The organism is Corallococcus sp. AB032C, assembly GCF_003668935.1.
Taxonomy (GTDB): Bacteria; Myxococcota; Myxococcia; order Myxococcales; family Myxococcaceae; genus Corallococcus; species Corallococcus exiguus.
This window is the reverse complement of record NZ_RAWP01000215.1, coordinates 1-5261: the sequence shown is the minus strand read 5'-3', so window position 1 is coordinate 5261 and position 5261 is coordinate 1. Positions and strand designations below refer to the sequence as shown.

At 69.1% G+C, this 5261-nt stretch carries 1 protein-coding gene; it reads left to right on the top strand.

Annotated elements, in window-relative coordinates; genetic code table 11:
* The coding region (locus D7X99_RS41410) for a non-ribosomal peptide synthetase (RefSeq protein WP_147476418.1) at positions 1-5261 on the top strand (5261 nt) is incomplete at both ends.

The window sequence follows — 5261 nt, the reverse complement described above, 5'->3', positions numbered from 1 at the left end:
CAGCAGCTCTCCGGCGCGCCTGCCTTGCTGGAGCTGCCCACCGACAAGCCGCGTCCCGCCGTGCAGTCCCAGCGCGGTGCATCCCTGCCTGTCCACCTGCCCTTGTCCCAGACGCTCACGGACTTCTGCCAGCGCGAAGGCGTCACGCCCTTCATGGCCCTGCTGGCTGCCTTCCAGGTGTTGTTGTCGCGCTACTCCGGCCAGGAGGATGTCTCCGTCGGTACGCCCATCGCCGGCCGCACCCGGGGAGAGACCGAGGGCCTCATCGGCCTGTTCATCAACACCCTCGTCCTGCGCTCCCACGTCGCGCCGGACGCTTCGTTCCGGCAACTGCTGGCGCAGGTGCGTGACACCACCCTGGCCGCCTACGAGCACCAGCACCTGCCCTTCGAGAAGCTCGTCGAGGAGTTGCAACCCCAGCGCAGCCTGAGTCACTCGCCTCTCTTCCAGGTGATGCTCGTGCTGCAGAACGCGCCGGTTTCGGAGCTGAGCCTTTCGGGCCTGTCCTTCCAGCCCCTGGCGCGCGACTCCGAGGCCACCAAGTCCGACCTCACGCTGTCCCTCTCCCAGTCGCCGCATGGCTTCACTGGCACCCTGGGTTACCGCACTGACTTGTTCGAGCCATCCACCGTCGCTCGGATGGTGGAGCACCTGCGCGTGCTGCTAGAGGCCGCGCTCGCTTCGCCAGAGTCACGTCTCAGTGAGTTGCCTCTGCTGACGGACGCCGAGAAGCAGCTGCTCCTCACGGACTTCGTGTCCCCCGAAGCGCCTCTTCGTTCGCCGCGCAGCGTGCACTCGCTCTTCGAGCAGCGGGCCGCCTTGCACCCGAATGCGCCCGCAGTGGCGAGCAACGGCCAGGTGCTCACCTACGGAGAGTTGGACGCGCGCGCCAATCAACTGGCCTGGCGCCTGCGCTCCCTGGGTGTCGGCACCGACGCGTGCGTGGCCCTGTGCCTGGAGCGCTCCGTCGAGACCGTCGTCGCCCTGCTGGGTGTCTGGAAGGCCGGCGGCGCCTACGTGCCCCTGGACCCGGCCCAGCCCGCCCTTCGCTTGCAGTCGTTGGTGCAGGAGGTCGCGGCGCCCGTCGTCGTCACGGTGGCCCGTCACGCCTCCGCGTTTGCGTCGTCTTCCGCGCACGTCGTCCGCCTGGACGAGGATGCTGTGACACTGTCCCGACTGCACACGGACGCGCCTCCGAATGCAACTCATCCGGACTCGCTCGCCTACGTCCTCTTCACCTCCGGCTCCACCGGCAGGCCCAAGGGCGTCGCCGTCGCCCACTCCCAGCTCTCCACCTACGTCTCTTCCGTCACCCAGCGCCTGGGCCTGGAGGCGTGCTCCAGCTTCGCCCTCGTCTCCACCTTCGTCGCCGACCTTGGCAACACCGTCCTCTTCCCTGCCCTCACCACCGGTGGGCTGCTTCACGTCCTCTCCCAGGAGTGCGCCTCCAGCCCCGCCGCCCTTGCGGACTACTTCGCGCGCCACCCCATCGACTGCATGAAGGTGGTGCCTTCTCACCTCGCGGCCCTCCTCACCGCGCCTGAGCCTCGTCACGTCCTGCCTCGCAAGCGCCTGGTCCTGGGTGGTGAGTCCTCCACCTGGGCCCTCCTCCAGACCGTGCACGCGCTCGCTCCGGACTGCGAGGTGCACAACCACTACGGGCCCACCGAGACGACTGTCGGTGTCCTCGCTGGCCGCGTTCAGCTTTCAGCTTCGTCCTCCGTGCCGCTGGGATGGCCCCTGGCCCACTCCCGCCTCTACGTCCTGGACGCTTCGCTCCGTCCCACACCACTGGGTGTCCCGGGCGAACTCTTCGTCGGCGGCGCACAGGTGACTCGCGGCTACCTGGGCCGTCCCGATTTGACGGCCGAGCGCTACGTGCCGGACCCGTTCAGCCCCACTGCGGGTGCTCGCATGTACCGCACGGGCGACCGCGTGCGCTGGCTTGCAGACGGCCGCGTCGAGTTCCTCGGCCGCGTCGACTTCCAGGTGAAGGTGCGTGGCTTCCGCGTGGAGCCCGAGGAAGTCGCCACCGTGCTGCGTGGACTGGCGGGTGTGCACGAGGCCGTCGTCGTGGCTCGCCAGGACACCCCCGGTGAAGCCCGCCTCGTCGCCTACGTCGTCGCGGATGCCTCGGATACATCCGCGCTCCGGGAGAGCCTCAAGCAGCGGCTGCCCGAGTACATGGTGCCCTCCGCTTTCGTCTTCCTGGACGCCCTGCCCCTCACTCCCAACGGCAAGGTCGACCGTAAGGCCTTGCCCACTCCGGACGCCTCCGCGTCGAACTCCGACTACGTGGCGCCCCGCACTCCCACGGAGGAACTGCTCGCGTCTCTCTGGGCGGAAGTGCTGCGCCTGCCTCGCGTGGGCGCGCAGGACCACTTCTTCGAGCTGGGTGGCCACTCACTCCTGGCCACGCAACTCGTGGCCCGCGTGCGCACGGCGTTCAGCGTGGAGTTGCCCCTGCGCTCCGTCTTCGAAGCCCCAAGCCTGACCGGGCTCGCGCGCCGCATCGATGACGCCAGGGAGCGGGCGTCCGGGCTTCAGGCTCCGCCCCTCGTCGCGGTTCCGCGCACGGGGGAACTGCCGCTGTCCTTCGCCCAGCAGCGTCTGTGGTTCCTGGATCAGCTCCAGCCCGGAACAGCCACGTACAACATGCCGTACGCCCTGCGCCTGGAGGGTCCGGCCAACGTCCCCACGCTGGAGCGCGCCTTCGGTGAACTCATCCGCCGCCACGAGTCCCTGCGCACCACCTTCCACGCGCACGAGGGCGAACCCGTACAGCGCATCCACGCCACCGTGGACTTCGTCCTGGACCGGGTGGGCCTGGAGCATCTCACCGAGGATGCGCGTCAGGCTGAAGCGCAGCGGCTCGCCGCCGAGGAAGCACTGCGCCCCTTCGACCTCACCGGTGGCCCGCTGCTGCGCGCCTCCCTCCTGACGCTCACCGAGCAGCAGCACGTGCTGCTCGTCACGCTGCACCACATCGTGTCCGACGGTTGGTCCCGCGGTGTGCTCGTGCGCGAGGTGGCCACCCTCTATTCAGCCTTCGTCCAGGACAGGCCTTCGCCGCTTCCCGAACTGCCCGTGCAGTACGCCGACTTCGCCGTCTGGCAGCGCACGTGGCTGCAAGGCGAGGTGCTCGAGGCGCAGCTGGGCTACTGGAAGCAGCAGCTCTCCGGCGCTCCTGCATTGCTGGAGCTGCCCACCGACAAGCCTCGTCCCGCCGTGCAGTCCCAGCGCGGCGCGTCCCTGCCCGTCCATCTGCCCTTGTCCCAGGCGCTCACGGACTTCTGCCAGCGCGAGGGCGTCACGCCCTTCATGGCCCTGCTGGCTGCCTTCCAGGTGCTGCTGTCGCGCTACTCCGGCCAGGAGGACATCTCCGTCGGCTCTCCCATCGCTGGCCGCACTCGCGCGGAGACCGAAGGGATCATCGGCTTCTTCGTCAACACGCTCGTGCTGCGCTCGAACGTGCAGCCCGGGACTTCGTTCCGGCAACTGCTGGCGCAGGTGCGTGACACCACCCTGGCCGCCTACGAGCACCAGCACCTGCCGTTCGAAAAGCTCGTCGAGGAGTTGCAGCCCCAGCGCAGCCTGAGCCACTCGCCTCTCTTCCAGGTGATGCTCGTGCTGCAGAACATGCCGGCCTCGGAGCTGAGCCTCTCCGGCTTGTCCTTCCGGCCCCTGGAGCAGGACCTCGAGTCCACCAAGTTCGATCTGCGGCTCTCACTGACGCAGACGCCCCATGGGCTCACGGGAGCCCTGGGCTACCGCACCGACCTGTTCGAACCGTCCACCGTCGCGCGGATGGTCGAGCACCTGCGCGTGCTGCTGGAGGCCGCGCTCACATCTCCTGGGATGCCTGTCAGCGAGCTGCCCCTGCTGACGGACGCCGAGAAGCAGCTGCTCCTCACGGACTTCGTCTCCACCGAGGCGCCTCTTCCATCGCCGCGCAGCGTGCATGCCCTCTTCGAGCAGCGGGCGGCCCTCCATCCGGATTCGCCCGCCGTGGCGAGCAACGGCCAGGTGCTCACCTACGGAGAGTTGGACGCACGCGCCAATCAACTGGCCTGGCGCCTGCGCTCCCTGGGTGTCGGCACCGACGCGTGCGTCGCCCTGTGCCTGGAGCGCTCCGTCGAGACCATTGTCGCCCTGCTGGGTGTCTGGAAGGCCGGCGGCGCCTACGTGCCGCTGGATCCGGCCCAGCCCGTGCTGCGTCTGCAGTCGCTGGTGCAGGAAGTCGCGGCGCCCGTCGTCGTCACGATGGCTCGCCATGCCTCCGCGTTTGCGTCGTCTTCCGCGCACGTCGTTTGCCTGGATGAGGACGCTGCGACGCTCTCCCGACTGCGCACCGACGCGCCTCCGAATGCAACTCATCCGGACTCGCTCGCCTACGTCCTCTTCACCTCCGGCTCCACCGGCAGGCCCAAGGGCGTCGCCGTCGCCCACTCCCAGCTCTCCACCTACGTCTCTTCCGTCACTCAGCGCCTGGGCCTGGAGGCGTGCTCCAGCTTCGCCCTCGTCTCCACCTTCGTCGCCGACCTCGGCAACACCGTCCTCTTCCCCGCCCTCACCACCGGTGGGCTGCTTCACGTCCTCTCCCAGGAGTGCGCATCCAGCCCCGCCGCGTTGGCCGACTACTTCGCGAGCCACCCCATCGACTGCATGAAGGTGGTGCCTTCTCACCTCGCGGCCCTCCTCACCGCGCCAGAGCCTCGTCACGTCCTGCCTCGCAAGCGACTGGTCCTGGGTGGTGAGTCCTCCACCTGGGCCCTCCTCCAGACCGTGCACGCGCTCGCTCCGGACTGCGAGGTGCACAACCACTACGGGCCCACCGAGACGACTGTCGGTGTCCTCGCTGGCCGCGTTCAGCTTTCAGCTTCGACTTCCGTGCCACTGGGCTGGCCCTTGGCCCACTCGCGCCTCTACGTCCTGGATGCTTCGCTCCGCCCCACGCCCCTGGGTGTCCCGGGTGAGCTCTTCGTCGGCGGCGCGCAGGTGACGCGCGGCTACCTGACCCGGCCTGACTTGACGGCCGAGCGCTACGTGCCGGACCCGTTCAGCCCCACTGCGGGTGCTCGCATGTACCGCACGGGCGACCGCGTGCGCTGGCTTGCAGACGGCCGCGTCGAGTTCCTCGGCCGCGTCGACTTCCAGGTGAAGGTGCGTGGCTTCCGCGTGGAGCCCGAGGAAGTCGCCACCGTGCTGCGGACGCTTCCCTCCGTGCACGAGGCCGTCGTCGTGGCTCGCCAGGACGCCCC